A 23676-nucleotide genomic window follows, 5' to 3' on the forward strand; every position below is an offset into this window, starting at 1 on the left:
TAAAATTTAAATAGTAATTAACGATTTGATAAAATTAATAACAATTTATTAAACTTTTGTTTATTAGTGTGTTGATAAATAATGTTTTATAAGGCTGTTTTAGGAACATTATTAACGAATTAATATTTATATTTGAGAATGAGTTTGAGTATAATAATTTAAAATATTTACAAATGGATAAAGCTATAAAACTAAAAGTTCGTAAGGAGTTAGATAGTCAACAGCAGTTGAATATTATTAAATTAAAGGGAAGTTTAATTTCGAAAGGATACACAGAAATTATACATATCCTGGATCAGGATGATGAGTTTCATATTAATTCTTTTGCCACTCCTTCAGAAACTACTAATGAAGTTCAGGAATTTATCAAAGCATTTATCTACAAAGAAAATCTGGCCGATACCATAACCATTTTCAGGTAATTTTTTGAATTGAATACTATCATCGAAATTAGTTAAGATGCTAAAAAGTACAAAGTATAATTTTTTTAGAGTTATATTTTGTACTTTTTATATTTAATAAGCCAAGTAAACCCATCCTGCTTTTTGATCTCCATTATCAGATAAAATAATATAAAAATAAGTACCCATTGGCAACCTGTTTCCTTCTTTCCATTGTCCATGCCATTGCTGATCGTATCTCCCTCTAAAATCATAAACCTCTCGGCCCCAACGATTATATATCTTTAGGGAAGTAACATTATAGGCTGTAAGATCGAAGGTGTCATTGACTCCGTCACCGTTTGGAGAAATCGCATTGGGAACACCGCATAAATTATTTTCAATTTCGAAAGTTTGCTCACTTTCGCATGATCCGTTACTTACAATAACTTTAAATTGTAAAGGAAATACCAGCTGATCATTAGAACTTTTGCTGTATGCCGTAAAATCAAAAGTGTCATTGTTTGATCCTATTGCATCTCCCTTCTCATTCAACCAGTTAAAATTATAATTAGAAGAAGGTGATTCGGTTACCGCTTTTATTAAATAGGTATTGTCCACACATTCTTTTGATATAGAGAAAGAAAGTGATGTAATATTTACTGCCAAAGTTGTTGTTGTGGCGCATTGTCCTGTGTTTGGCGTAAAAATATAATTACCACTTGTTGTGGTGCTAATAATGGAAGGATTCCATGTTCCCGTAATTCCGTTGGGCGACGTTAAAGCCAAAGTTGGAACGACATCAGCACTACATAAAGTAAGTGTTGTAGCAAAATCAGGCGTAGTTTTAGGCGTTATAGTAACGGCCAAAGTAGTTGTTGAAGCGCATTGTCCTGCATTAGGCGTAAAAATATAATTACCATTTGTTGTGGTACTAATAATGGAAGGATTCCATGTTCCTGTAATTCCGTTGGGCGATGTTAAAGCCAAAGTTGGCGCAGTATCAGCATTACATAAAGTAAGTGTTGTCGCAAAATTAGGCATAGTTTTAGGTGTTATAGTTATGGCCAAAGTTGCTGTTGTGGCGCATTGTCCCGTGTTTGGTGTAAAAATATAATTACCACTTGTTGTGGTATTAATAATGGAAGGATTCCATGTTCCCGTGATTCCGTTAGGAGAAGTTAAAGCCAAAGTGGGTGCGGTATCCGTACTGCATAAAGTAAGTGTTGTAGCAAAATCAGGCGTAATTTCAGGTGTTATAGTAACGGCCAAAGTTGCAGTTGAAGCACATTGTCCTGCATTTGGTGTAAAAATATAATTACCACTTGTTGCGGTACTAATAATGGAAGGATTCCAAGTTCCCGTGATTCCGTTAGGAGAAGTTAAAGCCAACGTTGGAGCGGTATCCGTACTGCATAAAGTAAGTGTTGAAGCAAAATCTGGCGTAATTTCAGGTGTTATAGTAACGGCCAAAGTAGTTGCTGAAGAACATTGTCCTGCGTTTGGTGTAAAAATATAATTACCACTTGTTGTGGTACTAATGATGGAAGGATTCCATGTTCCCGTAATTCCGTTGGGCGATGTTAAAGCCAAAGCTGGCGCGATATCAGTATTACACAAAGTCAAATTTGTAGCAAAATCCGGAGTAACGTTTGAAGTCACAGATAGATTAATTACATCACTAATTTGCAACCCACAAGTATTAGTGGCTTGCAGCGTTAGTGCTATCGTTGTTCCGCCGGCTGCACTCGGAATTGTATAATTTGTTGTTGTGGTGGCTGGTGAAGAAAAACTTCCGGAAGGTGATGACCAGGCAACAGATTGTTGTCCTACAGCAACACCATTCAAAGTTATCGTAGATCCTGCACAAGCTGTTAGGGTAGAAGGCCCTGCATCCACAGTAAAAGGAGGGACTGGTGCTTTACATCCGTTATTAGTGTAACTGGCAACTCCGGCTGGAGTAAAGTTAACGGTGGCTCCATCTGCTGCTACTTTATTTCCATTGATATCATTCAACTGTGTTCTATCGTAAACCACAATATCTGAACAGCTTCCTACAAAATTCATTGTAAGCGTTCGTGCACCCGGAGCGGGTCCAAAATTAGCAAAGTGTCCGTTAGGATTTATAGAATTTTGAAAAACCATATAGATCGTTTCCGACAAAGGTCCAAATGAATTGGCACTTGGAGTCATTTGGTAGCTGGTAACGAGTATCGCAGTTGCATTAAGCGGTAATATTCCTCCGGGTGGTTCCACTATTTGCCCACAGCCACCTGCTGCAATTATATCAGCATTTAATTGAGCCACAATAGCTGCCGTTGTAGCATCCTCAACAACGCCTTGCCAGGTATTATTGGGCCATATAACTGTTAAAGTATTAATGTTTAATGGAGCATTTCCAATTTTGAAACGTACCATTTCATTACGTCCTTCAAGTGTTCCTCCGCAGGCATCAATTAATATGCTCTGGATTTCAAAACATTGAGAAAAAACGGTCGAACTAAATAAAAAAAGCAGAATTAAAAAAAAATGGGTACGGCGTGTAATTCTTAAATTCATATCAAATAGGTGTTAATTATGATACTTACTTTAAAATAGTTACGTTAAAATTAAGTCTTTTATAGTTAAAAACACTAAAAAACCAAGCTTAATTAATTGATTTACAGTGATTTTTGTGTTTTTTGTTCAAGTTTTTCTTTTTAAGTAAACTCCTGTTATTTTATTTACTGCAGTATCATAAAATGATTTTTAGCGTATTTTATAGAATTTTCCTTATATATCTTAAATTATTGTGAAAAATGTATTTTTAGCAAGCAATACTTGTTTTTATAAAGTTAGTCCTATCTTTACGTCAGATTTTGGTCTGTTTTCTTTAAAAAAGTAAAGAAAATAGTTAAAAGGGAATCAGGTGCAAATCCTGAGCAGACCCGCTACTGTAAGTTCTATATACGTCTTTAAACATTACTAACGCCATTGTTCGCTGTCGCGGACGAGAAGGCTGTTTTAAAGATAGAACAAGTCAGGAGACCTGCCACAATCACATAGTTTAAGACTTTCGTGGAATAAAGTTGAACAACAAGAATTGACCTGTTATTGTATAGCGGGATTCTCTTTTTTTGCTTTTTGATTGCTACATCTGCGAAGTTTATTTAATTAAATCAGTGATGTACAATACAAAAAAAATACTCTTTTTTCTTTTCTTATTTATTGCCCCTTATTGGCTTCATTCGCAGGTTTCTAATGACAGTTTGCGCGTATTAAAAGAAGTCATCTTAAAAGGCAAACCCTATCAGGAAGTAATTCCGGTACAAAGTCTTTCAGGCAAATTACTGGAGAATTTAGCGAGCCATAATGTTGCGGATGCCCTTAGATATTTTGCAGGAATTCAAATTAAGGATTACGGTGGTCTCGGGGGACTTAAAACGGTCGATGTACGTAATATGGGTACGCATCATGTTGGTGTTTTTTATGATGGTATTCAGTTAGGAAATGCACAAAACGGAGTGACAGATCTTGGGAAATATTCCTTAGATGATATGGAATCCCTAACCTTATATAATGGTCAAAAAAGCGAAATTTTTCAATCGGCAAAAGACTTTTCTGCCGCATCGACCATTTATCTAAGAACAAAACGTCCTGTTTTTGTTGGGGATAAAAAGACAAATTTACTGGTTCGATTTAAAACCATGTCAATCAATTATTTTGATCCTTCTTTTAGATGGGAACAAAAGCTGAGCGATAAAGTGAGCATGAACGTAAGCTCTGAATACATAAAGTCTAACGGTCAGTATAAATTTAGATACAAAAGAAATAATCTTGACGGAACCGTTGCCTACGATACCACTGCCACAAGACACAATAGCGATATCGAAGCTTTACGATTTGAAACCGGTCTTTACGGAAAACTTCACAATGGTTCGTGGGATGCCAAAGTGTATTATTATGATTCTGATAGGGGAGCGCCGGGAGCAATTGTAGAGAATAAATTTTCAGACGGTTTCAGACAATACGACAAGAATTTTTTTGCACAAGGAACTTTAATTAAAGATTTTACAAAAAGATATAAGTTTCAGGCCAAAGCAAAATATGCTTATGATTATACACATTACGTAGCCAGAGATACGACCAATATATTGGGCGAAACAGTAACCGAAGGCGCACAATCTGACGATAGTTATTATCAGCAGGAATATTATTTCTCGGCCGTAAACATGTACAGTATATTGTCAAATTGGGATGTTTCGTTGTCTACAGATTTTCAGTACAATAGATTAAACGCAACCCGAAAAGGAATACAAACCCAGTTTTCTTTTCCGGAACGTTATACAGCATTATTTTCTTTGGCAAGTTCCTACAGACTTGGCCGGTTTAAAGCCTTAGGAAGCGTTGTAGGTACTTATGTTCAGGAAGAAGTGCGTTACAATGCAAAAGCCCCGGATAAAAAAGAATTCACTCCGGCATTATTTCTGGGTTACACACCCTTTGCAGCATACGATTTTAATATAAGAGCATTTGCAAAACGTATTTTTAGAATGCCCACTTTTAATGATTTGTATTATACGATGGTTGGTTCGAGTACTTTGAGGCCAGAATATATGAATCAGTACGATGTTGGTTTTACCTATAATTTACCTGTAAATAAAGGATTTTTCGATAAGATATCTTTTCAGGTCGATGGATATTACACCAATACTAAAGACAAAATTGTGGCAGCGCCAACAGGAAATTTATTTCGCTGGATGATGACAAACATGGGGCAGGTGAAAGGTAAAGGAATAGAATCTGTTATAAATATGGGAATGCATATTGGCAAGGTAAATTTAAGCACCAATCTAACTTATACTTTTTCTGAAAGCAGAGATTTTACCAAATTTAATGGTCTTGAATTATCTTCTTATGGAGACCAGATACCTTATACACCGTGGCACAGCGGATCCGGAATACTAAATGCCGAATACGAAACCTGGAATTTCAACTACAGTTTTGTATATGTAGGAAAACGATACAACGGGAATGTCAATAATATAAAAGTCAACGAAGTTCAGCCTTGGTATACGCACGATTTGGCGATACAAAAATCATTTGCATTTCAGCATTATAAAATGAAAGGCGCAATAGAACTTAATAATGTTTTCGATCAGCAATACGAGGTAATTTATAATTATCCGATGCCGGGTCGCACAATGAAATTTATAATAAGTATCGAGCTATGAAAAAGATCACAACAAAGTTAGTCCTCGGTTTATTGATAAGCCTTGCTTTTGTCTCCTGTAGAGAAGACGAAACCATTTTTCCATCTTCTTCTAAAAGTGTTGCCGCACCAAGAAGCGACGGAAATATTGAAGGTTTTTATCTTCTTAATGAAGGTAATATGGGAATGAATAGGGCGAGTATAGACATATTCAGTTACCGAACAGGAAACTATACCACCGATATTTATTCAGAACGAAATCCTACAGTAGTAAAGGAACTGGGAGACGTTGGAAATGATATTCAAATTTACGGCAACAAGGTTTATGCTGTAATTAATGTTTCCAATAAAGTAGAAGTTATTGATAAATGGACAGCAAAACGTATCAAAAAAATAGACATTCCTAATTGTCGTTATGTCGCTTTTTATAAAGACAAAGCTTATGTGAGTTCTTATGCAGGCCCAGTTGCTATTGACCCTAATGCCGAAATAGGTTTTGTTGCAGAAATAGATACAATATCATTAGAAATAAAACGAAAAGTAAACGTAGGATATCAACCTGAACAAATGGTCGTGCACAACGGGAAATTATACGTGGCCAATTCAGGAGGTTACAGAGTGCCTAATTATGACAGAACCGTGTCTGTAATTGATCTTGAAACGTTTACCGAAATAAAAAAGATAGACGTAGGTATCAATCTGTATAGTATGGAAATAGACAGCAGAGGAGATATTTATGTGAGTTCAAGAGGAGATTATTACAATACGCCTTCGAATCTTTTTGTGATTGACACCAAAACCGATGAGAAAAAAATGCAGCTCAATATGCCGGTTTTAGGAATGTGTCTCGTTGATGATTTACTCTATTACTACAGTGTATCATGGAGTTATCTCACAAATAGTAACAAAGTGACCTACGGAATAATGGACACCAGAACGAAAAAAGTAATCAGCGACAAGATTATTACAGACGGTACAGACAAACAAATAATGATTCCGTACGGACTTCAGGTAAATCCTGAAACCAAGGAAATCTATATTACGGATGCCCAGAATTATGTAGTAACAGGCTACATCTATTGCTTTACGCCGGAAGGCAAATTAAAATGGAAAACTACAGGCGGAAATATTCCCGCACATATTGCTTTTATAACTAAAAATTAAAATGAAAAAAATGTATCACAACTTTTTAAAACATTTTCGATTCGCGGTGCTTTTATTAATAGCACTAACACTTACCAATTGTTCTGATAGTGGTTCGAATGACGATGATAACGGAGAAACTATTGTAGAAAACGAATACACAATACAACGTTCTAAAATAATAGCAGTTACAGCAAAGAATGGCTTGAGTGCAGATGCGAAATTTACATGGAGCGTAACAAAAGGACCATCTGAAAATTATGCGTTTTCTGATGTTACAGCCAAAGAAACTTTATTTGCCGCTACAGATGTTGGTGTTTATGAACTTACACTTCTAATCAACGATCAGGGAATAGTACAAACACAAAAAGTAAAAGTAAACGTAACCAAGGAAACAAAGGAATACAAAACTTTTATAGACAAAGTATTTGAGTTTAGACCTGCACCGGGACAATTTATAAATGATTTACCCGCAGCCAATGACGGAGAAACTGCCGAAAGAATTTTGGCCAGAGCCAATACATACCTTGCCAAGAAAAACGGAGATCTTATTTCACTTGGCGCATTTGGAGGTTACATCGTTTTTGGATTTGATCATACCGTGGTAAATATAAAAGGGAAACGCGATTTTAGAGTTTTAGGTAATGCTTTCTGGGCAGAAGCCAACCCAAATCCAGATGCTACGATGCGCGGTGGAAGCAGTGAAGCCGGAGTTATCATGGTTTCTTACGACAAAAATAAAAACGGACTTCCGGATGATGAATGGTACGAAATAGAAGGCGCCGGACACAAAATGGAAAAAACGATTCATAATTACGAAATCACTTATTACAGACCTGATCCCAATAAAGCACCCGTTCCCGGAGGAGGTACAGGAGGTGTTCTTTTTACAGATATAGAATACATCTACTGGAAAGACAATCAGGGCAAAGACGGTTATTTGGTACAAAATAATGCCTACAATCACTCCTTAGATTATTGGCCAAAATGGCTTAAAGATCAGCCAAGCCTGACTTTTAAAGGAACAAGATTACCGGACAATGCAGTTGATGAAAGCGGAACCGGAAGTTATTATGTTCAGTATGCATTTTTGTACGGATATGCAGATAACGCACCCAACAACGACGACGATTCGGCTATAGATATTGACTGGGCGATTGATAAAAACGGAAACAAAATTCACCTTCCGGGAGTAGATTTTGTAAAAGTATACAATGGTCTAAGTCAGCAGGCAGGATGGCTGGGCGAAACTTCTACCGAAATAATGGGAGCGACAGATTTGCACCTTTTGGGAGAAAATATTCCGACCAGAAAGTAGAATTATAGAATGTTAAATTAAATATTAATACCAAAACCATGAAAAAAAACTTTACCCATTTATTATTAATTGCCATTGCAGCCGTCTTTACAGGATGCAGCAGCAACAATGATGATGATAAACCTGAACAAAAAGCGATAGCAATTACACTTCAGGAAAAATACGAAGCAGCAACATTTAGTGTTTTAAATATACCGGCTTCTGCCGAAATTGCAAGTCCTGTTTACGAATGGGTGTTATCAAAAAATCCTGTTAACCAGACTAAAGATTCTATCGTAGGAAATACAAAAGACTTACGTTTTGTTGCCATTTATCCTGGGGCTTATGAACTTACTTTAAATGTTTCGTCAGGAGATAAAAAAGGCAGCAAAAAAACAATCGTAAACGTAACAAACGAAACTAAAAATTACAATCCGTACATCACGAGTATTTTCGATTTTGATCCTGCTCCAGGTATGTTTGCCAATGATTTATACAAAGACGGCTTTAAAAAAGAAGATATGTTACGTACTGCTTTGGGCAGAATCAATGAAACCAACGTAGGTTACCAATTAGACTTGGGAGGTTTTGGAGGTTCTATCATTGTAGGTTTCGATCATACCGTTGTAAATGTTGCAGGACAAAGTGATTTTAGAATTTACGGAGGAGATTTAACAGACAAAGCGAATCCGCCGGCACCCGGAATTGTATATGTTGCTTATGATAAAAATGGCAACGGAAAACCAGACGAAGACGAATGGTATGAAATCGCAGGAAGCCAGCATACGAAAGCCAACACAACAAAGAATTTTAAAATTACTTACCATAAAAAAGCTGCCGGAGCTCCTGTTGTAGTAGGCGGACCAAATGATATGTTTTCTGATCGTGAGCACGTCTTATGCGAAAATAACTCACCTGAGTCATACTACTTGCCAAGATCTAAAAGCAAAAAAGAATATTATCCTTTATGGGCTACTCAAACCGCAGTTACGTACGAAGGAACAAGACTTAATGTAGATTTTGTTACGGCGCGTCCGGGGCAAACTACACTATGGAATTTTACAGCGCCACAATGGGGATATGCAAATGCAGTGAATCCGGATATTGATATTGACTGGGCAGTAGATAAAAACGGAAACAAAGCCAATCTTCCGGGAATTAATTTTATAAAAGTAATGAACTGTGTTAGCGAACCAATGGGACTTTGCCATCAGCAATCTTCTATGGCTACCAAATTTGCAGGAGCAGGAGACCTTCATTTATTAAAAAAATACAATCTAAAAAAAGTAAAATAATAAGAATATGAAAAAGTATTTAAAACATGGTTTGTTTCTGGTAGCTATTGGCGCTTTTTATTGCTGTAGTAATGACGATTCAAAACAAGATAATCCGGAAACGCAACCCGTTAAAGAAGCTTCTCTTTCATTAAAATTAGCCTCAGATTTTACCGTAAGCCGATACAATGCAGTAACCTTAGAACCACAAGTATTAATCGAAAACGCTGATGCTGAACTTGCAAAATACAAATGGACAGTAAAAGTAACCGGAACTGGCGGAGCTCTAAAAGATTCTGTTATTGGAGATACCAAAAACTTACAGTTTATAACAGCAAAAGCAGCTAATTATGCGGTAGATCTAACGGTAACATTGGGCAAATTGGTAAAACAAGCTTCTACAAAAGTTACAGTTTCAGAAACGGGAAAAACCTATACTTCAAAAGCATTATCGCTAATCGATTATGTACCTGCTCCGAGTTATAATCTTGATAATTATGGTTTTACTACAAAAGCAGAAGTTCTGGAACAAGTGAAGTCAGATCTTATAGAAGGAAATGCAGTTCCGTTAGGGACTTTCGGGGGATCTATTACCACAGCATTTGATCATACAGTAATAAATGCTTACGGAAAACGTGATTTTAAGATTCAAATGAATGAAGACAGCGGTAACTCAAAAGTTTCTCCTGTGAGTGTTTATGTTGCTTATGATGCAAACAAAAACGGTATTGCAGACGATAACGAATGGTATGAAATTGCTGGTAGTGAATACAATAAATCGACTACTGTAAAGAATTATGAAATTACATACAACAAACCAAATGCTGGCAAAGCTGCTGTAACAGGTACAAAAGACTGGCAGTTTGATAAAGAATATCTTAAATGGACCGACAATAAAACGGCAGCAGGTTTTATCACAAGAACAAAAAAATGGAGACGCTATAATTATTACCCACAATGGATGGGGGAATCTTACACATTAAAAGGAACAAAAATCTACCTGCCTGTAAAAGATGTAAGCGATGGAGAAGGAACAACCTATAACGTAGGAACTTTTGAGTGGGGTTACGGAGGTATCAAAGACCCATCAATAGATATTAGCTGGGCTGTAGACAGCAACGGAAAAAAAGTTCATTTACCTGGAATCGATTTTGTAAAAGTATACGTTTCGACATATGCTGAAGCCGGCGCAACAGACTTGGTAACTAATTTTTTTACACACGTAGAAGATTTGAATTTCCCAAAAGCAATCAAGTAAAAACCACCTTTTCCTGAAAGTTATTAAAGACGAATATTAACCCTAAATTTTATAAATTATGAAAAAAGTACTTTATTTTTTGACAGTTGGTCTTTTCTTAGGACTTTCATCGTGTAACAATGATGACGCCCCTTTAAGCAACGAAAGCGCAAGTGCAGTAGCAAAAAGCGCCAATGGTATCACAAAAAAAACAGTTACCGATCCAGCAATCGGAACCACATCAACGCTTAATTTAACCAGTTCATTATTAACCAGCGGAATCACTACAACGGGTGGTAAATACTGGGAAAACACGTATGTAGCTAACACGAATTTAAATGTTGATATTTTTACGTTTTCGCATACAGGAACCTCTTCAGGTTACAATTATTGGGATGGTTTTATCGTTTCTAATGTAAATGACATTACAAATTATGGTTCAGGTTCAGCTCCTGGAGGTTCTGACGGATGGGTGCCTCATCAATGGGGAACTATGGCCGGAAGCGGTTTTGGTTCTTCGTCTACAATTGCGGCAGGAACTCCGGGAACAACTGGTGATCCTTATATCGTGGCTTATTGGTCAAGTTATTTAGATCCTAAAAATCCACAAGGAACTACTTTTAGCGAAAGCGGTTTTTCTAACTGGATTAAAATTGGAAACACAGGATTATACAAAGTAGAAGGTTTAAAAATAAACATGCATCCATGGCCATATTACGGTTGTTTATACGGAGATGGATTTGCAAGAGCTTTTGCCTCAGGTGATTCTTTTAAATTATTAATTTATGGAGTTGCTGAAGACGGAACAGTTACGAATCCTATTGTACATACATTAGCCAACCATAACGGGTCTTCATTAGTGATGCCTACAGGATGGGTAAACGTAAATACAAGTAATCTTCAGAGTTTAGGAGAAGTAAAATACCTTGTTTTCCAAATGACTTCGACAGATTCAGATTTAGTTTACGGAATGAACACAGCAGCTTATTTTTGCTTAGACAAACTTTCTGTAAAACGTGTAGATTAAATATATTAATCTCATTACATATAAAAGCTGCAAGGTTTCTTGCAGCTTTTTTTATAAATATTTCTTCCCCAATAAATATTCTTCTTATAACGCTTCCAGAAAAGCAATATACTCTTTCGCGTTTTCTTCTATACTTTCAGTCGAAGGATTGTTTTCGGCATTATAAAAAGCAAATAAAGGACGATAATTGGCTTTTACATAATTAAACGTAACCTCAAACGGAGTTGTCAGTTGTTCCAGAGTATATTTATATCTTCCGCTTGCGCTATAATCTTCTTTAGTAATACCTGCAGAAATCGCAAGTGCAATTTTTTTATTGGCTACTTTATAACCGCTTGTACTGCCATAAGCCCATCCGTAAGTAAAAACTTCATCAAGCCATTTCTTTAACAATGGCGGACAATTGAACCAGTAAAATGGAAACTGAAATACAATGCTATCATGCGCTTCTATGAGTTGTTGTTCTTTTTCTACATCAATCTTTTCATCAGGATACAAACTGTACAAATTGTGCAAAGTATATTGATTGGGATATTTTTTTAATTCTTCGATCCATCTTTTATTAATTAAAGAATTTTCAAGCGTGGGATGAATTATAATGACCAGAGTTTTCATTGTATAAATATTAAAAATTACAACTGCAAAGATCAAACTCATTCAGCGATACAACAATAAGGGGCGAATTAATCATATAGTGATTAATTAATCACCATGAAATTTTGATACAAAAACGGCATTTCTCAGTACTTTTGTAGTTCTAAAAGAAATGAGTATGTATCAGCGAAAAATACCAATAGATTATAATTGCGGACTTAATGTAGCGATGGAAGTAGTAGGTTCTAAATGGAAATTTTGTTTATTAGATGAAATTTCGAAAGGAACAAAACGGCCTAAAGATCTGGTAAACGTTGTAACAGGAATTACCAAAAGAGTATTGCAAAATCAATTGAAAGAACTCGAATTTCACGGACTTTTAGGTAAAACAATCTATAATGAAATCCCTCTAAAAGTAGAATATTTTCTAACAGAATCAGGAGAATCTCTCATGCCTTTAATCGTTGCCCTTGATAAATGGGGATTAGCATTTGCGCCTCAGTTACAAAATATACTAGAAAATCAAATTCTGGAAACAGAAGAATTGTAATGCGCAAAGCAAAACTTTAGAATTTATATAATCCTGAAAATTCTTATATTTAATCTTTGAAAAAATAAAGATGTTTTCTAATCTTATAAAACAATAATTTTGAGTACGACAGAATTCTTCACCCGATTGGTAATAGCCTTATTTGCCGGATTAATTATAGGTTTTGAACGACAATGGCACCATAAAGAAACGGGACTAAAAACCAATATGCTGGTAGCAACAGGAGCAGCTGCTTTTGTCTTATTATCGATAAAAGTCGCAGCAACCGCACCCAATATCGATGTTACCCGTATTACCGCTCAGGTCGTTATGGGAGTGGGTTTTCTGGGAGCCGGAGTTATTTTTAGAGAAGGCGCAAATGTACACGGATTAAATTCTGCCGCTACAATCTGGTGCAGCGCCGCCATTGGTTGTATTGCCGCTTCAGGATATTTTGCCGAAGCCTTGATTTGTACTTTTCTGGTAACGATTGTAAATACAGTTTTAGAGCCGATAGAAAAGTGGATGAGGAATAGGAAGTAGGAGGAGAGAGAAGATAGAATATAGAGAATAGAACATAGAGGAAAGAGGAAAGAACCAAGAATAAATAGCGCTCAGCTTTAGCTGAATGTAATTAATTTAAGGACATCTTAAATATTGTATTGAATAAATCTTTCGCAAAAGCGCAAAGATTTGTCATTTCGACGCAGGAGAAATCTCCGTAAGGAACTCCGCAACGCAAGTCCAATCTTTGTCGAGCTTCTCGCGGAGATTTCTCCTGCGTCGAAATGACAATATTGAGTTTAAACTTTGCGTCTTAGCGCCTTTGCGAGATTAATTTTATCTTTTAAAAAGCCTCGCCAATTCTAAAATAAAGCCCCCAATCGCCTTTACCAACAGCAGCATCCAATCCTATATTAAATTTTTCAGACTTAAAAGCTCGGTATCGATACCCAACACCAGCTCCGGGATATAATCCCCAATCGAAACTTTTGGTATCAGAACCATAAATAGTCGCAATTCCCGCAAAACCCACAAGTCCCATTCTTTTATTAAAATTGTATCGGTATTCACCCTGAAGAGCCATAAGTCCGTCGCCACGGTATTTGCCTTCAGAATATCCTCTAATGTCTTCATTAGCAATCGTAACTTGCTGTTCGAAAGCAATAGTTCCCAAACCGAACTTTCCTGCAAATCGGGCTGCTAATACATCGGTTCCGTTTCGCATTGGGAAATAAGTATTGTATTCAGAGAGGATTTTATTCGCAGTAACATCATTTCCAAACCATTCCGGATAATTAAGCCAGCGTAATTTTATTTTACTTCCTTTTGTCGGATAATAAACAGCATCACGCGTATCGTACATCATATTCAATTGTAAGCCATTAGTGTGCGTAACAGATGTTGGCTCAACATTATCCTGATAATTTGTATTGTAATGCGCGTAAGCATAACCAATACCTGCATATAAGTATTTTATCACTTTACGCTGAAGACTAAAATTGACCATAGTCGTTTTGGTACTGTAATCGTAAAACCCCGGTACATCAATATCATCCGCATAAAATTGTGCATTCTGGTCGCCCGTTGCAAAAAATAATTGCCCGCGCCAGGTATCTTCTTTAAAATACCATTTGTTAAACGACGCAATAAAATACGATTTATTAGTACTGTAAACAGCAGAAATTCCAGATAAAGACTTAGGCGAAATAGTATCAGCCTTGTTTACTTTGTACATCATCATTGGGATTGCGCCAAACATAAATTCAAGAGTGCGATTATAATTTAAATAAGGCATTACATTAAAATCAATATTTTTATCAGCCTTAGATTTTGCGATACTATCTTTAGATTTTGTTTGGCTCCAAATGCCTGAAGACCACAAGAACATGATGACGAAAGGTAGAATTTTCTGCATTTTAAATTTACTTTTAAATTAGTTCTTATAAACCGTTTATGTATTCTAAAGCGCATGAAATGAAATGGTTATAAAATGCTTTGGAACATTTTTTTGCCTTCATATAAAACTTAAAGATAAAAATTTTTTTCTAAAGTTTTAAGAAAGAGGACTTTATGGGCTGAAAAACAGAAAACAATCAGATTCTCTACAGCTTAATTTAAAATATTTTTAAAAATAAATTAAAACTCTACTAATTACATAGAATTTATATTATATATTTGCAGAGTAGAAAAAATCTACATGAACTTATCCAGAAAGACTGAGGGAGTAGGCCCGGTGATGTCTTAGCAACCTGTTGCCAAATAAGGTGCTAAATCCTTCCGTCAAGGCGGACAGATAAGAAGATTTCATTAGTAAATCTGCATAAGATCATTAAGTATTAAATCATTTATTTTTTAGAATGAAAACTGAACAAATATTATCCGACTGTCCAGAACAATGTAACTTATTTTCAAAAAGAGAAAATCCTTTTTCGATTTTCCGAATGCAATACACGTAACTTTTCTCAAAAATCCCTTTCCCTTTTTATCCCTAAATAACAGATCATTTTTATAATGGTCTCGGAATTTCTATGTCCAATTTTTTAAAAACAAACCCAATGAAAAAAATAGTAGTATTTCTGGCCCTGTGTCTTGCCGCAACAACAACTCAGGCACAAGAGGCAAATGTACAGTTAAAAGGAACAGTTGTAGATACTGTTGCGCAATATGTATATCTGCAAAAGTTTCATAACAAGATGTTTACCACTATAGATTCTGTAAAAGTTACAGATGGTAAATTTAGTTTTAAAACAAAAGTAAAATTACCGGAACTCTACGGATTAAGCGTAAATACATCAAATTCGCCATTGTATATATTCCTTGAAAAATCTCCCATTACGGTAAAATTAAGCCCCGTTAAATATTACAGCACATCCATTGTAGAAGGTTCTGCGTCTCAGGATTTGTTTAATCTTTATAGAAAATCAAACGATATTAATATAAGTAAATTTATAACAGAACATCCTGGTTCTCTGGTTTCTGCATACGTATTGTATCGAAATTGGTCGTATAGACTAAGCCCGGAACAAATAACACAAAACATTGCACTTTTAGATAAGAGTCAGCAAAATTCCACTTACGTGAAAGAACTACAGGAACTTGTAAAAGTACTTAACGGATTGCAGGTAGGGAAAAAAGCACCGGATTTCGTGTCTAAAGATCCCGAAGGAAAATCGGTTCGTTTTTCAGAAAATCTAAAGGGATACACCTTAGTTGATTTTTGGGCGTCATGGTGTGGACCTTGTAGAAAAGAAAACCCAAATATCGTTGCCGCTTACAAAGAATATCATGATAAAGGATTTAATATTATTGGTATTTCTTTAGATAAAAAGAAAGAAAACTGGATAAAAGGAATTCAGGACGATCACTTAGACTGGTTACAAGTTTCCGATTTATTATTCTGGAATAGCGCTATCGCAAAATTATACGGAGTAAGAGCAATTCCAGGCAATTATCTCGTAGACTCTAAAGGTATTATTGTAGCAAAAAATCTTCACGGCGAAGAACTGCAGGCTACACTTAAATCGCTTATCAAATAAAGAACTACAGGGCTTTCGAGCTTTTAAAACCAAGACTGTAAAGAACTTTGCGAATAGTTCAATTTTCAAGTTCATCTGCGCATTTTTGTCATTTCGACGAAGGAGAAATCTTCGCGAGAAGCTCGACAAAGATTGTCGATTATGATTGCGGAATTACTTGCGGAGATTTCTCCTTCGTCGAAATGACAATGATTGTGGCTATTTTAAGTAAAACCAAAGTTCTTCACAGTTTAGGTTTTAAAACTTTGCAGGTTTTATTATTATTAAAAACGTCTAAACCCCTTGGGAATGTAGTTTTATTAAAATTATAATAGAATATTTCTATCCGTTTAGCATTAAACATTACCAGCAGAATAACGATTAAAACGCCATCAAAAAGCGAAATAAAAAACGTATTCTCAACAATAAAATTATGATATTAAAAAAATCAATAGAAAGATTAGTCTCAGAAAATGAGCAGAATGAAGGAGCAGGATTAAAACGTTCGTTAGGGCCATTAAACCTTGTTGCATTAGGAATTGGCGCCATTGTAGGAGCAGGAATATTTTCGCTTACAGGAATTGTAGCAGCCGAAAATGCCGGACCAGCCGTTATTTTATCTTTTATTCTGGCAGCCGTAGCCTGTGCTTTTTGTGCATTATGCTATGCCGAATATGCCTCGATGATTCCCGTTGCCGGTTCCGCTTATACCTATACGTACGCAACAATGGGCGAATTTATGGCCTGGATTATTGGTTGGGATCTGGTTCTTGAATATGCATTGGCCTCTGCAACCGTCGCAGTAAGCTGGTCGAGTTATGCAACTAAATTGTTAGCACAGCTTCATATCAATTTACCTCCGGAATTAACCAGTTCACCATTCGATCCAATAAAACTAGCCGACGGATCGACTTTAAGTGGCGGAATCGTCAATCTTCCTGCCATTGTAATTGTAGCACTGCTTTCGTTGGTTTTGGCAAAAGGAACTAAAGAATCAGCAACGATGAACAATTTACTGGTATTGCTAAAACTAAGTGTCATTGTGTTATTTATTGTTTTAGGCTGGTCTTTTATTCAACAAGAAAATTATCACCCTTTTATACCTGAAAATACAGGAGAATTTGGTCATTTTGGCTGGTCAGGAATTGTTAGAGGTGCCGCTGTAGTATTCTTTGGTTTTATTGGTTTCGATGCCGTTTCTACAGCCGCGCAGGAATCTAAAAATCCACAAAAAGATATGCCAATTGGTATTATAGGATCGCTTTTAGTAGCGACTGTTTTATACGTTGCGTTTTCTTATGTTATGACAGGAATGGTTTCGTATAAAACCTTTATTGGCGATGCAAGTCCGGCGGCAACTGCTTTTGCGGTTACAGGATTTCATTTCTTAAACAGCGCTTTAATCATTGCGATTTTAGCCGGATATACCTCTGTGATTCTCGTAATGCTTATGGGACAATCGAGAGTTTTTTACAGCATGTCTAAAGACGGACTTTTACCATCCTTTTTTAGTGATATACACAGCAAATTCAAAACACCCTGGAAAAGCAACCTTTTCTTCATGGTATTCGTGAGTTTATTGGCCGGATTTGTACCCATTTCAGATTTAGGACATATGGTAAGCATCGGAACCCTATTTGCCTTTTCATTAGTATCATTAGGTATTATCATTCTAAGAAAAACAAGTCCCGATGCAAAACGAGGATTCATAGTTCCGCTTGTACCTTTTGTACCCATTTTAGGTATCGGCGTATGCGTTTTCCTAATGACAGGACTTCCTCTCGAAAGTTGGGAACGCTTATTTATCTGGATGGCAATTGGGATTGTTTTTTATTTTTTATACGGAAAACGACACAGCAAATTAAGAAAAGAGCAAGAACATTTAGATCAGTAATCTAAAAGTTCAGCAAGAAATCAAAGTTTCAAAAAAGAAGTTAATTTTAAAAATGATATGGAAATGAGTGTTATTGAGAAGAAAACGAAACCAAGTCAATTAGAACATTATTTTTCTAAATTTAGAGGAAATACAATAGGAGTCAATCATACTTTCGAATCGGCTTATGGCCAGCAAAAACTGCTTTATGCAGATTGGGTAGCCAGCGGAAGATTATACCTGCCAATTGAAGATATCATGCTCAATAAAATCGGGCCAATGATTGCCAATACACATTCCTTTTCGAGCGAAACAGGCAAAACGTCAACTTACGCGTACAACCATGCCAGACAATTGATTAAGAAGCATGTAAACGCCAAAGAATCCGATGTTTTGGTGACAACCGGAACCGGAATGACAGCCGCTTTATCAAAATTACAGCGTTTTATAGGATTGCGTAATGCACATAACAGACTAAATACAGACCCGGATAATGCTGACAAACCTGTCGTTTTTATCACCCACATGGAGCATCATTCCAATCAGGTTTCCTGGTACGAAACGAATGCCGATGTTGTGGTGGTACCTCCGGATGAAAATAATCTGACCGACCCGAAAATACTGGATCAATTGCTCCAAAAATATGCCAATAGAACTTTAAAAATTGGTTCGTTTACTGCTGCCTCAAATGTTACGGGAATCATTACACCTTATCACGAATTGGCTAAAATAATGCATCAGCACAACGGATTCTGCTTTGTCGATTTTGCCGCTGCGGCGCCTTATGTACATATCGATATGCACCCAAAAGATCCCGAAGAACAATTAGATGCGATTTTCTTTTCTCCTCATAAATTCCTCGGCGGACCCGGAACCTGCGGTGTTTTGGTTTTTAATGAAAAACTATATAAAAGCGATGTTCCTGATAATCCCGGCGGAGGAAATGTAAAAATCACCAATCCGTGGGGAGTTTACCATTATAGTGATTCAATCGAAGTCAAAGAAGATGGCGGAACTCCCGGTTTTCTGCAAGTCATGAGAACCGCTTTAGCATTAAAACTAAAGGATCAAATGGCCATCGAAAACATAAAAAAGAGAGAAAAAGAATTGCTTAATCTCTGTTATGCCGAGTTTGAAAAAATTCCCGGTTTATCTATTCTTGGCGATAAAAAAACAGACCGAATAGGTTGTGTTTCTTTTTTAATAGAAGACATTCATTACAATTTAATCGTCCGACTTTTAAACGATCGTTTTGGCGTTCAGGTTCGTGGCGGATGGTCTTGCGCAAGCACATACGCCCATTATTTATTTGATATCAATGAAGCACAATCCAACAAGATAACCGAAGATCTTCTTCAGAGAAACCAAACCAATAAACCGGGTTGGGTACGTTTGTCTTTGCATCCCATCATGACCAACAACGAGGTTTTATTTATTTCTGATGCCATCCAGCAAATTGTTTTGCACCATAAAGAATGGCAAAAAGACTATCAGCACAATAGCGCTACTAATGAATATGAAAGCCTTGTAAAAGAAGAAAGCATAGAAAACGATGTAAAAGAATGGTTCTGGTTAGAATAAAGAAGATTTTGTAGCGGATAATCTTTTTTAGGAGCTAATCCCGCTATTCGTTCCAATCTTTTATTTTTTTAAAGAAAAAAAATAAAAGGATTTCCACTTCTATCGGGGCTAGGGCACACTTTTTCATAATAATGTTTTCGTCTAGTTTGTCATCCTGAGGAACGAAGGATCACACTGAGTTCAGTTTGCACGCGGATGACACGGATTCGCTTCGCGAAAACACGGATATTCGCGGATTTTTTACTCATTGTGGCTATCCGCAATCTTGTCATCCTGAGGAACGAAGGATCACACTAGAAGATCGATAATCACAATCAAACTGAGTTCAGTTTGCACGCGTATGACACGGATTCGCTTCGCGAAAACACGGATATTCGCGGATTTTTTTTACTCATTGCGGCTATCCGCAATCTTGTCATCCTGAGGAACGAAGGATCACACTCGTAACTCGACAAAGAATGGCTATACGTCATTTTTACCGCGATAGCAAACAGACGATACAAAATAGAATAAATTATTTTCATTAATAAAAGCTCCAGCGGAGCGTAATATTTATAGCTAAGCAGAATGTAGTTTTCAATAGCTCCAGCGGAGCGACATATCATAGCAATGTATCTTAAAACGCGTTGCGATAAAATTGTAAACAATTAAACCAAAACAATTTTTAAATCAGGTATTTACATCAAAAAACAATCAAAATGAATAATATAACAGGATTTCATCATTTTGCTATCAAAGCACAGGATTTTGAAAGAACCGTACAATTTTATAAAACTCTTAATTTTGAGGAAGTTCACGATTGGAGTCTGCCCGAATTTAATCTGGAAAAGTGCGTAATGCTCAAAAACAAAGCATTTGATTCTTATATAGAAATATGCGACTATAACGCCGATTTTCCTACTCAGGGACGCAAAAGAAAACAAGGCGATCCGTACGTCGAAAATTCGCTTTTGCACATTTGTTTTACCGTTATTGATGCCCAAAAAGCGTATGATGAAGCCATCAAAAATGGCGCAAAACCATTATCAGCAAAAGAAACTTTAGAACTTAAAAATAAAAGAAAATCCGTAACTGTAAGTAACAGTCTGGTATATAGCCCGAATGGAGAAGTAATTGAATTTCTGGAAACTGTGGTATTTTAAAACACGAATTTCACGAATTAGCACAGATTGGTTTGTGGATAATTTCACAAACTAAGCTTAGACATAATTACAAAAAGAGAACACTAATTTCACGAATTAACACAGATTGCTTTGTGTAATAATTTCACAAGCATTAAAATTAGTGTCAATACGTGAAATCCGTGTTCAATTACAAACTTACTGTTTGATAAATTTAAAGTTTTGCACTTTATTTCCTGAAGTAGAAACTTTCACCACGTAAACTCCTTTTGCAAGATGTTGTACAGGTATTTCTGAACTGATCATATCTTCGGCAACAGTAGTAGTTTTCCAAATTTCTTTCCCCACTAAATCGTAAACAGAAATAGCAACAGGACCATTAATCGAATGATCAAACTTTATCTGGAAAGTATTCGTTGCCGGATTAGGAAAAACATAGTTTGTCGAAGCATTTCCCCAATTGTAATTTGGCGTACTTAAAACCGGCCCCTGATAAATTGCATACAAAGCGGCATCGGCCTGAGGAAGCTGAACGCTTAATGTACCTTGTGTTGAACTTATCGTACCAGAATACAATTCTTTTACGCTGTAAGTGCCGGAACCTAAACCAAGTCGGCTTAAACTAACATTGTTCGTGGTAGCCGTATTGCTGTAATTAAACACAGCAACATACGTTACATTATTGTATGTGGCGGAGAAAACATTCGCGGCATTATAACCCGTATTTCCATCAGCAGGAACAAAATGCATATCCGCACGCGCCACATTCAGTACATCATTGTTTTGTAAAAGAAGCTGCGATCTCGCTTTCCATGCACCAGCAGTCGAAAAATCGTCTCCGCTTGTAATTGTACCCGTTACCACGCTGCTTAGTAATCTCGCACGATTTTCGCCAATAGAAGCATTACCAAAAACCACATGATCAGCATCTAAATAATCGTAAATCTTATTTTGCCACCAGCCATAAGTTGTACTGTTTAAAGTATAATCAGTTTCACCGATACTCGTATACGCATCGCACGCAATACGACGAACATGTACAAACGGACCAGTTGCTAAATTTGGCGATATTGCTGCCTGAACAAGCATTTTTCCGGCAATTTCATCAACTAAAAATTTCATTCCTTCCTGATACGCTTCCATACCCGTATGCAGCTGATTGTTGGCAAAACCGTCAGCTTCAATACTCGCATGAGTCAAAAAGTCGATTTTGATCATTTCAAATCCTGCGGCTTTAAAACGGTTCATAAAATATCGAATTCTTGCCTTAGTTCCCGGACTTGTAGGATCCATGGCATAAGCGCCATCCAACTCAAGCGGACTTCCGTTGACCATTGTCCAACATTGATTGTAAGTATACGAGCTTCCTTCTACAGGACGATTGTACTTGCCCCAATCGACAAACGGAGCCCAATAAATACCGGCTTTAAAACCTTTGTTTTTTGCATAAGTAACAAACTGTGCCAGTTCAGCATCCGACATATTGTCCCAATACGAATCAAGATCAATAAATAAGGTGTTATCCTCAGTTTTGAAGGCTGGACAATCATCATGGAAAAAATCTACAACAGCTTTTGCCTTCGTAAGATTAATATTCGATTGTATAGCGCCCCAACTGTTCCAGCCAATAGGTTTTGGAGCCGTCCAGTCAAAAATATATTTAGGCTGCAATGCTGCATTAGCTTGTGCAAATTCTTCCAGACCAGTTCGCCAGTCGTCATTAGCATTCAATAATACTTTTGGCGAAGCACAACTCGTTTGGCCAACATTTACCCAGCCATGTCCGCGTTGGTCTCTTGTAATATCGTTTTTTGTCCATCCGGCAATCACCGAAACATAAGCAGATGAAGCACCGCCGCCACTTACGGCAATACCGGTTTTCCATTTGGTATGTTCAACCGATCCTATAACCAAACCTTTTCGATTGGTATTATTATAAATATTCGTTACTTCCGAAGCGGTAAACTCAGCAGAAGTAAGCGGATAAGCATTATAACGAATCCATGCATCATTGTCATAAGGAACAAATAAAGCTCGGGTATCTCCGCTGCCAAAATTAGGCGTTACCTGATAACTGGTTAATGGCGACATTTTATAAGAGTTAGAACCATTTCCGGTAAGTACGACTTGTACCGCAACGTAGTTTTTATTGTTGTAAGCATAAAAAACTTGTTGCATTCCTAAAGTATAATTACCGCTTAAAGTAAAGATATGCTTGGTTCCGCTACCAATATTATCCGTAAACGCTTCTGATGTATAGGTTGCCGTAGCATAATTACCACTCAAATATTGTTGATCGCTATAAGCATAAGCTGATGCATTGGTAATTACCGTAGCGCCATTAAATTTTACGTTGTAAGTTTTGGTGCCTAAATTATAAACAATGCTATTGTTTACACCAAAAGGAATTGTTTGTGTAGAAGAAGTACCAATTGGGCTTAAAACAAACTTGTCTAAGTTAGGCGCCCAGGAACTGGTATTGTCCCAAAGCAGGGTAGTAGTACCGCTGTTCAGATATACACTTACGTTTTTTGAAGCTGCAGTGCTCCATCCGCCGCTTGGTTCGCACGGAATAGCAATTGTCGTTGCAGAACCTGCCGTTAATCTAATCGTTCTTGGATCACCCGTGCAGTAAAACAATTTCAGATTGTACCAGCCTGTTGCGGCTACATTCACATTTACAGAAACACTACTGTTACCACCTAAATTGCCTACTATTTTCCCGGAGCAGGAATCGCAATTTTGTATGTCGGCATTATTGGTACGCGTACCATTTTCGAACTCATAAGTCTGAGCTGAACTTACTATTGCCACAAAAAACAGCAGCATCGTCAAGACCTTTTTGACCGATAATTTTCGTTTTGTAATTTTTTCTTGCATAATAATATATTAAAATTAGTTAAAATGCAGT

17 protein-coding genes and 2 riboswitches are annotated in these 23676 nt (G+C 36.7%); of the genes, 13 read left to right on the plus strand and 4 right to left on the minus strand.

Annotation, left to right across the window (positions count from 1 at the left end; genetic code table 11):
• Window positions 1–173 precede the first annotated feature (173 nt).
• Window positions 174–422 carry a hypothetical protein gene (locus L0669_RS15220; RefSeq protein ID WP_065449787.1) on the plus strand — a complete coding sequence of 83 codons (249 nt, stop codon included), beginning with the start codon at window positions 174–176 and terminating at the stop codon, window positions 420–422.
• A 93-nt stretch (window positions 423–515) separates the two neighbouring features.
• Here the strand turns inward: L0669_RS15220 and L0669_RS15225 are convergent, their stop codons facing one another.
• Window positions 516–2939, minus strand: coding sequence for a T9SS type B sorting domain-containing protein (locus tag L0669_RS15225; RefSeq protein WP_263758604.1), 2424 nt, complete (start codon window positions 2937–2939; stop codon window positions 516–518).
• Window positions 2940–3222: 283 nt separating this feature from the next.
• Window positions 3223–3430: riboswitch (cobalamin riboswitch) on the plus strand.
• A 114-nt stretch (window positions 3431–3544) separates the two neighbouring features.
• Here L0669_RS15225 and L0669_RS15230 point away from each other — a divergent pair.
• The 6 genes from L0669_RS15230 to L0669_RS15255 are packed head-to-tail and all read left to right on the plus strand — an operon-like array spanning window position 3545 to window position 11549.
• On the plus strand, window positions 3545–5593 hold the full coding sequence (locus L0669_RS15230; protein WP_263758605.1) for a TonB-dependent receptor: 2049 nt from the start codon (window positions 3545–3547) through the stop codon (window positions 5591–5593).
• A complete protein-coding gene (locus tag L0669_RS15235; protein WP_263758606.1) occupies window positions 5590–6735 on the plus strand; it encodes a DUF5074 domain-containing protein in 1146 nt (381 codons plus the stop codon). Before L0669_RS15230 ends, L0669_RS15235 begins: the two co-directional genes overlap by 4 nt.
• A gap of 10 nt (window positions 6736–6745) precedes the next feature.
• A complete protein-coding gene (locus L0669_RS15240) occupies window positions 6746–8032 on the plus strand; it encodes a cell surface protein (protein ID WP_263758607.1) in 1287 nt (428 codons plus the stop codon).
• Window positions 8033–8070: 38 nt separating this feature from the next.
• Entirely contained in the window at window positions 8071–9306 is a 1236-nt protein-coding gene (locus L0669_RS15245) for a hypothetical protein (RefSeq protein WP_263758608.1), read from the plus strand.
• 7 nt (window positions 9307–9313) lie between these two features.
• Window positions 9314–10543 (plus strand): hypothetical protein, encoded by a 1230-nt coding sequence (locus tag L0669_RS15250; protein WP_263758610.1) that lies wholly within the window; start codon window positions 9314–9316, stop codon window positions 10541–10543.
• Between the two features lie 58 nt (window positions 10544–10601).
• A complete protein-coding gene (locus L0669_RS15255) occupies window positions 10602–11549 on the plus strand; it encodes a DUF4465 domain-containing protein (protein WP_263758611.1) in 948 nt (315 codons plus the stop codon).
• 84 nt (window positions 11550–11633) lie between these two features.
• Here the strand turns inward: L0669_RS15255 and L0669_RS15260 are convergent, their stop codons facing one another.
• Entirely contained in the window at window positions 11634–12164 is a 531-nt protein-coding gene (locus L0669_RS15260) for an NAD(P)H-dependent oxidoreductase (protein WP_263758612.1), read from the minus strand.
• A 157-nt stretch (window positions 12165–12321) separates the two neighbouring features.
• Between L0669_RS15260 and L0669_RS15265 the strand changes: the two genes are divergently transcribed.
• Both L0669_RS15265 and L0669_RS15270 read left to right on the plus strand, forming a co-directional pair.
• Window positions 12322–12693: a winged helix-turn-helix transcriptional regulator gene (locus L0669_RS15265; protein WP_263758613.1), complete on the plus strand. Its 372-nt coding sequence runs from the start codon at window positions 12322–12324 to the stop codon at window positions 12691–12693.
• 99 nt (window positions 12694–12792) lie between these two features.
• On the plus strand, window positions 12793–13215 hold the full coding sequence (locus tag L0669_RS15270; RefSeq protein WP_173969319.1) for an MgtC/SapB family protein: 423 nt from the start codon (window positions 12793–12795) through the stop codon (window positions 13213–13215).
• 304 nt (window positions 13216–13519) lie between these two features.
• On the opposite strand, the gene L0669_RS15275 is transcribed toward L0669_RS15270, so the two are convergent.
• The gene (locus L0669_RS15275; protein ID WP_263758614.1) at window positions 13520–14590 is read right to left on the minus strand and encodes an outer membrane protein assembly factor; all 1071 of its coding nucleotides are present in this window, start codon (window positions 14588–14590) and stop codon (window positions 13520–13522) included.
• 285 nt (window positions 14591–14875) lie between these two features.
• Window positions 14876–14975: riboswitch (SAM riboswitch) on the plus strand.
• Window positions 14976–15230: 255 nt separating this feature from the next.
• Here L0669_RS15275 and L0669_RS15280 point away from each other — a divergent pair.
• The 4 genes from L0669_RS15280 (at window position 15231) to L0669_RS15295 (ending at window position 20786) form a co-directional block, all read left to right on the plus strand.
• Window positions 15231–16211: a TlpA disulfide reductase family protein gene (locus tag L0669_RS15280; protein WP_263758616.1), complete on the plus strand. Its 981-nt coding sequence runs from the start codon at window positions 15231–15233 to the stop codon at window positions 16209–16211.
• A gap of 412 nt (window positions 16212–16623) precedes the next feature.
• Complete coding sequence (locus L0669_RS15285; RefSeq protein WP_263758617.1) at window positions 16624–18084, plus strand: amino acid permease; 1461 nt, start codon at window positions 16624–16626, stop codon at window positions 18082–18084.
• A 63-nt stretch (window positions 18085–18147) separates the two neighbouring features.
• Complete coding sequence (locus L0669_RS15290) at window positions 18148–19644, plus strand: aminotransferase class V-fold PLP-dependent enzyme (protein WP_263758618.1); 1497 nt, start codon at window positions 18148–18150, stop codon at window positions 19642–19644.
• Between the two features lie 698 nt (window positions 19645–20342).
• Complete coding sequence (locus L0669_RS15295) at window positions 20343–20786, plus strand: VOC family protein (protein WP_263758619.1); 444 nt, start codon at window positions 20343–20345, stop codon at window positions 20784–20786.
• A gap of 177 nt (window positions 20787–20963) precedes the next feature.
• Here L0669_RS15295 and L0669_RS15300 read toward each other — a convergent pair whose 3' ends face one another.
• Window positions 20964–23645: a T9SS type A sorting domain-containing protein gene (locus L0669_RS15300; RefSeq protein ID WP_263758620.1), complete on the minus strand. Its 2682-nt coding sequence runs from the start codon at window positions 23643–23645 to the stop codon at window positions 20964–20966.
• Window positions 23646–23676: the final 31 nt, after the last annotated feature.

The organism is Flavobacterium bizetiae (assembly GCF_024271895.1).
GTDB lineage: Bacteria > Bacteroidota > Bacteroidia > Flavobacteriales > Flavobacteriaceae > Flavobacterium > Flavobacterium bizetiae.

What these genes read in the sequence shown, in the direction of transcription:
- L0669_RS15255 (WP_263758611.1), top strand. Translation starts at nt 10,602, where the DNA reads ATGAAAAAAGTACTTTATTTTTTGACAGTTGGTCTTTTCTTAGGACTT.
- L0669_RS15285 (WP_263758617.1), top strand. Translation starts at nt 16,624, where the DNA reads ATGATATTAAAAAAATCAATAGAAAGATTAGTCTCAGAAAATGAGCAG.
- L0669_RS15265 (WP_263758613.1), top strand. Translation starts at nt 12,322, where the DNA reads ATGTATCAGCGAAAAATACCAATAGATTATAATTGCGGACTTAATGTA.
- L0669_RS15250 (WP_263758610.1), top strand. Translation starts at nt 9,314, where the DNA reads ATGAAAAAGTATTTAAAACATGGTTTGTTTCTGGTAGCTATTGGCGCT.
- L0669_RS15295 (WP_263758619.1), top strand. Translation starts at nt 20,343, where the DNA reads ATGAATAATATAACAGGATTTCATCATTTTGCTATCAAAGCACAGGAT.
- L0669_RS15290 (WP_263758618.1), top strand. Translation starts at nt 18,148, where the DNA reads ATGAGTGTTATTGAGAAGAAAACGAAACCAAGTCAATTAGAACATTAT.
- L0669_RS15225 (WP_263758604.1), bottom strand. Translation starts at nt 2,939, where the DNA reads ATGAATTTAAGAATTACACGCCGTACCCATTTTTTTTTAATTCTGCTT.
- L0669_RS15230 (WP_263758605.1), top strand. Translation starts at nt 3,545, where the DNA reads ATGTACAATACAAAAAAAATACTCTTTTTTCTTTTCTTATTTATTGCC.
- L0669_RS15280 (WP_263758616.1), top strand. Translation starts at nt 15,231, where the DNA reads ATGAAAAAAATAGTAGTATTTCTGGCCCTGTGTCTTGCCGCAACAACA.
- L0669_RS15275 (WP_263758614.1), bottom strand. Translation starts at nt 14,590, where the DNA reads ATGCAGAAAATTCTACCTTTCGTCATCATGTTCTTGTGGTCTTCAGGC.
- L0669_RS15235 (WP_263758606.1), top strand. Translation starts at nt 5,590, where the DNA reads ATGAAAAAGATCACAACAAAGTTAGTCCTCGGTTTATTGATAAGCCTT.
- L0669_RS15240 (WP_263758607.1), top strand. Translation starts at nt 6,746, where the DNA reads ATGTATCACAACTTTTTAAAACATTTTCGATTCGCGGTGCTTTTATTA.
- L0669_RS15260 (WP_263758612.1), bottom strand. Translation starts at nt 12,164, where the DNA reads ATGAAAACTCTGGTCATTATAATTCATCCCACGCTTGAAAATTCTTTA.
- L0669_RS15300 (WP_263758620.1), bottom strand. Translation starts at nt 23,645, where the DNA reads ATGCAAGAAAAAATTACAAAACGAAAATTATCGGTCAAAAAGGTCTTG.
- L0669_RS15220 (WP_065449787.1), top strand. Translation starts at nt 174, where the DNA reads ATGGATAAAGCTATAAAACTAAAAGTTCGTAAGGAGTTAGATAGTCAA.
- L0669_RS15245 (WP_263758608.1), top strand. Translation starts at nt 8,071, where the DNA reads ATGAAAAAAAACTTTACCCATTTATTATTAATTGCCATTGCAGCCGTC.